Origin of the sequence: Streptomyces sp. NPDC020801, from assembly GCF_044334385.1 — a bacterium.
In the GTDB taxonomy this organism is placed as follows: Bacteria; Actinomycetota; Actinomycetes; order Streptomycetales; family Streptomycetaceae; genus Streptomyces.
The window spans coordinates 1-3719 of the sequence record NZ_JBIRST010000065.1; the positions used below are offsets into that span (position 1 = coordinate 1).

The 3719-nt window shown below is 65.0% G+C and carries 4 protein-coding genes; 2 read left to right on the top strand and 2 right to left on the bottom strand.

Going from position 1 to position 3719, the window contains the following annotated elements:
- The first annotated feature begins 118 nt into the window (after positions 1–118).
- Positions 119–508, top strand: a complete 390-nt coding sequence (locus tag ACH4UM_RS41635) for a thiol-disulfide oxidoreductase DCC family protein (protein ID WP_398191847.1) — start codon at positions 119–121, stop codon at positions 506–508.
- Positions 509–526: 18 nt separating this feature from the next.
- Here the strand turns inward: ACH4UM_RS41635 and ACH4UM_RS41640 are convergent, their stop codons facing one another.
- Positions 527–2125: an ISL3 family transposase gene (locus ACH4UM_RS41640; RefSeq protein WP_398191850.1), complete on the bottom strand. Its 1599-nt coding sequence runs from the start codon at positions 2123–2125 to the stop codon at positions 527–529.
- Between the two features lie 186 nt (positions 2126–2311).
- Here ACH4UM_RS41640 and ACH4UM_RS41645 point away from each other — a divergent pair, with 186 nt between their 5' ends.
- A complete protein-coding gene (locus ACH4UM_RS41645) occupies positions 2312–2635 on the top strand; it encodes a hypothetical protein (protein WP_398191853.1) in 324 nt (107 codons plus the stop codon).
- Positions 2636–2709: 74 nt separating this feature from the next.
- Here the strand turns inward: ACH4UM_RS41645 and ACH4UM_RS41650 are convergent, their stop codons facing one another.
- Positions 2710–3465 carry a class I SAM-dependent methyltransferase gene (locus ACH4UM_RS41650; protein ID WP_398191855.1) on the bottom strand — a complete coding sequence of 252 codons (756 nt, stop codon included), beginning with the start codon at positions 3463–3465 and terminating at the stop codon, positions 2710–2712.
- Positions 3466–3719 lie beyond the last annotated feature (254 nt).

A 3719-nucleotide genomic window follows, 5' to 3' on the forward strand; every position in this document is an offset into this window, starting at 1 on the left:
GACAAGAGAGATGTTTGCGAATTCTGGTTCTGGCACAGCTTCCGTGCTCGATGACGCTTCGTGGCCTGTATTCGTCGGCGGAGCGACCACCCTGCTGTAGGCGCGTCATGATGCGACCATGCGTAATCAGCCTGTACTCGTTTTTGATGGAGACTGCGGCTTTTGCTCTACCTCGGTGAGGTTTGCTGAGCGGCGCCTACAGCCTCATTGCGAGGCCATTCCTTGGCAGTTCGCGGACTTGGAAGCTCTTGGCGTCACCTCAACACGAGCCGAGCATGAAGTCCTGTGGGTGACTCCCAGAGGCGTTGTGTATGGAGGCACCCAGGCTGTTGCGAAGGCACTGCTGAGCGCAGGCGGAGGATGGGCGCTGGCGGGTGCGTTGCTCATGCTGCCCCCCATGCGGTGGGCTGCCCACAGTGTGTACCGACTCGTCGCAAACAACCGTCACCGCATGCCAGGAGGCACGGCGGCATGCGCTTTGCCCAACCGTCGAGCGGTTGGCCTGTAGCCGAACCTCCCAGCACCGTCAGGACAGCAGGACACGTTTGCGGAGCAGGGCGAAACCTGCACGGCCGAACATCTGGCGCTTGAGCATCTTGATCCGGTTGACATGGCCTTCGACAGGACCCGAGTTCCAGGGCAGGGTGAGGCCGGCGATGACGGCATCACGGTCGCGGTCGATACCTGCGGCGAGGGTATGGAGGCTGGGCAGATCGTCCTGGCGGACGGCGTCGAGCCAGTCCGGCAGCCGCTCGCCCTGTCGGCCGGTGAGCATGGTCGCGAAAGAGCGGACGTGCCTGGTGAGCGCGTCGATTTCGGGGCAGTGAGCCCGAACGGCCTTGAGCTGGATTTGCTCGGGTTCGGTGAGGGTTTCCGGGTGCCGGAGGATCCATCCGGCGACGGTCCGGGGCGAGGGCGATCGGGCGGTCACTGGCCGTTGCGCGGTGCGCTTGTCGTGCAGGTAGGCGCGAACGCGCTGGGAGCTTCCCTTGTAGCCGAGCGGCACGATCTCCTCCCATAACTTCCATGCGTTGGTGCAGCCCTCGTTCCAACGGTCGTCCAGGTGGGGCTTGTAGTCATCGAGGACCGAGGGCCCGTTCTGCCACTGGCCGGTGAACAGTTCCTCCGGCGTTGCGGCGTCGGCGAGCTGCTTGACGGTACGCCAGGTCTTCCCGAGCTGGCGCTGGACCGAGCGTCGGCTGTGTCCTGCCTTCAGCAGGGCGTGGACGGCGGCGTGCCGGGACCGGGTCCGGTCGGCGAACCGGTGTCCTCGCGGCCAAGGCGATGCGGCCAGGTCTGCAGCCGGGACGGCCTCGTGTTCGCGCTGGGGCGCTGCAGGCGACAGGACGTGCAGGCAGCGGCGGTGCTGGGCGACGCTCCGCTCGGCGGCCTCGCTCAGGTTGTGCCAGAGATGCCACCTGTCTGCGACCTGGACCGCCTGCGGGGCTCCGGCCGAGGCGCCTTCGGCGAAGAACGGCGCGCGGTCCCGGCAGATGACCTCGATGCCGGGTCGCTCGGCGAGCCAGGCGGCCAGACTCGATGCCTCCCGGTCCGGGAGTAGGTCGATCGGACGGCGGGTTTCGACGTCCACCAGGACGGTGCCGTAGTGGCGTCCCTTGCGGGTGGCGTACTCGTCGACACCGACCACTCGCGGTGCGGGCGCCTCCGGTTCGGGCAGCGCGTCGACCAGGCGCAGGACCGTGCTTCGGCTGACGGTCGCACCGAGGAGGGCAGCGAGCCGGGCGCCGGCCCGGCCGGCGAGAGCGAGGCCGACGTCGGCCAGAGTCGAACGGAGCCGTTCGGTGCGCTGGCCGTACCTGCGGGTCAGACCGGGTATCTGCTCCACGAAGGTCCGACGTGGGCACACGGTGTTCCCGCATCGAAACCGCCGAATTCGCAACCGGAGTACGACACGTCGTCCTGCACTCGGTACATCGGCGGGAAAGCGCAGGTAGGAGCTGTGAACTCGGCTCGACCAAGACCCGCACCTCGGACAGACGCCCCCGGCCGTGGTGCCCTGCGCGTCAACCCGCACTATCTCGATATTCACGTCCACCGACAGCACCGCAATGTCCGCGATCGACGGAAACAACAGCTCCTTCAGCCGGAGCACGACCTCTCCCACAACCGGACTTTCAGCCCAACCACCCGGATGACTGCCTATTTTCGGGCGATCTCAGGCTGCGCCGGAAGACGCCTCGCTGTCGCTCAGAGTGGTCGCTGCACGGAAGCTGTGCCAGAACCCGAATTCTGACGTCACCATCGGGGTTGCGGTGTCAAGCTGGATGTGCTCAGTAAAGGAGCACCCCCGATGCCGCCTGGCCAGTCGAAGGTCGAGTTGTACGCCGCGCTGCGGCGCGACTCCCGCGATGGCATGTCGAACCGGGCGTTGCAGTGCAAGTACGGCGTCACCTGGAGCACGGTCAACAAGGCCCTGACCTCGGCTTGGCCGCAGCCACGCACGACAACCGCTTCGGCGCGGCCGTCGAGGCTGGACCAGTTCACGCTGCTGATCGACGAGATCCTGCTCATTGATCTGGACGCGACCAGGAAACAGCGCCACACCGTCACCCCGGATCTACCGCCGTCTGATCGACGAGCACTCCTCGTCCGAGGCGTTGCGTTGACCACTTGAACCCGCACCGATGAGAGGGCGCAAGTGTCCTGCGAGCAACCGCGCGGTCCGGCCAGGGACTGAGAGTCCGGTGTTTATGCCTTGCTCGCGACCACCATGTAGTTCTCGGCCTCGAGATCGAACGTGCTCAGTTCCGTCTGGAGTCCGACCCGGTGCAGCTCGACTTCGAGTTCCTCGTACCGGTAGGGCCAGCAGGACAGCAGTTCCGAGCGGACAAGAACCAACCCGGTCGCATCAACTTGCGCGATCGCAATCTCGATGTGGTGCTCCTCCTCCCAATGCGGCGCAATCTCCCAGCGGTAGACCACGACGGCATCGCGACCGTTCCGGCGGACGAGTCGGTCGCTGATCTCCAGCCGGGAACCTCTGGCCCTCACGAGTTCCCAAGTGCGGGAAGTGAGTACCAAGTGCCCGCCGGGGCGCAGAAGCCGTGACATCGACTCCAGAGCAGCGCCCCTGCCTGTCGCGCCCGTGGCATGGTGAAGCGAGTTGCCAACGCAGAACACCATGTCGAACGTGTTGTCCTGGAAATGGTCGGGCAACTCTTCCCAGTTCGCCCGTACGGCCCGGACGGATGCCCCGAACTCCTGAGACAACTCTGCAGTCCGACGAACCATCGCCTCACTGGCGTCAGTTGCGACAACCTGCATGCCACGACCGGCGAGGCCAACCGCCAACTGTCCGGTTCCGCAGGAACAGTCGAGGACGTGAGCGTTCGACGGCAGGAGATTGAGGACGTCGTCGAACGACGCAGCGAACTCGGTTGGAGGCAACTTTGCATCCGAGATGAGCCATTCGTACACCTCGGCAAGCACGTCATAACCTGTCACAACCACTACCTCCGTCACGCGGCAGACTCACGGTAGGCCGTCAGTCCATCAGCGGAGCAAGCCGGGCACCAATGGTTTTCGCAAGGATGGCTCTGACGAGCTCGCACAGGGAATTGAAGCCTCCAAACTGGTTCGGAAAGCTAAAGGGGGTTGCAGAAGGCTGTGATCAGGGCATCTTCTTTGTATGGGTGGGGTGTTGAGGGCTGAGCGGGTGTGGGTGGAGACGTTCACCGGCCTGCGGACTGATCAGTTCT

Bases quoted from the DNA above. Each gene is read 5' to 3' on its own strand.
- ACH4UM_RS41635 (WP_398191847.1), top strand. From the start codon at position 119: ATGCGTAATCAGCCTGTACTCGTTTTTGATGGAGACTGCGGCTTTTGC.
- ACH4UM_RS41645 (WP_398191853.1), top strand. From the start codon at position 2,312: ATGCCGCCTGGCCAGTCGAAGGTCGAGTTGTACGCCGCGCTGCGGCGC.